The sequence below is a fragment of the Oleiphilus sp. HI0061 genome (genome assembly GCF_001635675.1).
The window spans coordinates 1-1,146 of sequence record NZ_LWFE01000328.1 but is presented as its reverse complement, the minus strand read 5'-3'; the positions used below and the strand labels follow the sequence as shown (position 1 = coordinate 1,146).

Below are 1,146 nucleotides of genomic sequence, written 5' to 3'. Positions count from 1 at the left end.
GCGTGGCGAGAAAGTGCTAAGTCTATAGCGTGTTGTTTAGTAAAATTTTAATTAAGCGTCGATTTATTTCGACAAGAGAAAAGTAGAGGATTGTCATGCAGGTTTATTACGATAAAGATTGTGATCTATCGATCATTAAAGGTAAGAAAGTTTCAATTATTGGTTATGGTTCGCAAGGTCATGCTCATGCCTGTAACTTGAAAGATTCTGGTGTTGATGTAACGGTTGGTCTACGTGCAAATTCTTCTTCTGTAGCGAAAGCGGAAGCGCATGGTTTGACTGTTAAGCCGGTTGCTGAGGCTGTCTCTGGTGCTGATGTAGTAATGATTTTGACTCCAGATGAGTTTCAGTCTGTTTTGTACAAAGAAGAAATTGAGCCAAACATTAAGCAGGGTGCTACTCTAGCATTTGCTCATGGTTTTGCTATTCATTATAACCAGGTTGTGCCTCGTGCCGATCTTGATGTTATCATGATCGCTCCAAAAGCGCCGGGCCACACGGTTCGTTCAGAATTTGTGAAGGGCGGTGGTATTCCAGACTTAATCGCTATCTATCAGGATGCAACGGGTAAGGCTAAAGATGTTGCGCTATCTTACGCTTCAGGTGTAGGTGGTGGTCGTACGGGCATTATCGAAACAACTTTCAAAGATGAAACTGAAACTGACTTGTTCGGTGAGCAGGCTGTTCTTTGTGGTGGTGCTGTTGAGTTGGTTAAGATGGGTTTTGAAACGCTTACTGAAGCGGGTTATGCGCCTGAAATGGCTTACTTCGAATGTTTGCATGAATTGAAGTTGATCGTAGACCTTATGTATGAAGGCGGTATCGCCAATATGAACTACTCAATCTCAAACAATGCTGANTACGGCGAGTATGTAACGGGCCCAGAAGTTATTAACGAAGAGTCTCGTGCAGCGATGCGTAATGCGCTTAAGCGTATTCAGAATGGTGAGTATGCGAAAATGTTCATTTCAGAGGGTGCAACAAACTATCCTTCAATGACTGCGTACCGTCGTAACAATGCTGCGCACCCAATCGAGCAGGTTGGTGGTGAGCTTCGTAAGATGATGCCATGGATTAACAAGATTGTTGATAAGAGCAAAAACTAAACATTAGTTGTTTTTGCAGGTAAGATAAGGCGGCTCTCTG

Annotated in this window: 1 protein-coding gene; it reads left to right on the top strand. The window is 43.1% G+C overall.

From position 1 onward, the window contains the following. The first annotated feature begins 95 nt into the window (after positions 1-95). Positions 96-1,106: a ketol-acid reductoisomerase gene (ilvC, locus tag A3735_RS04245; RefSeq protein WP_068637642.1), complete on the top strand. Its 1,011-nt coding sequence runs from the start codon at positions 96-98 to the stop codon at positions 1,104-1,106. Positions 1,107-1,146: the final 40 nt, after the last annotated feature.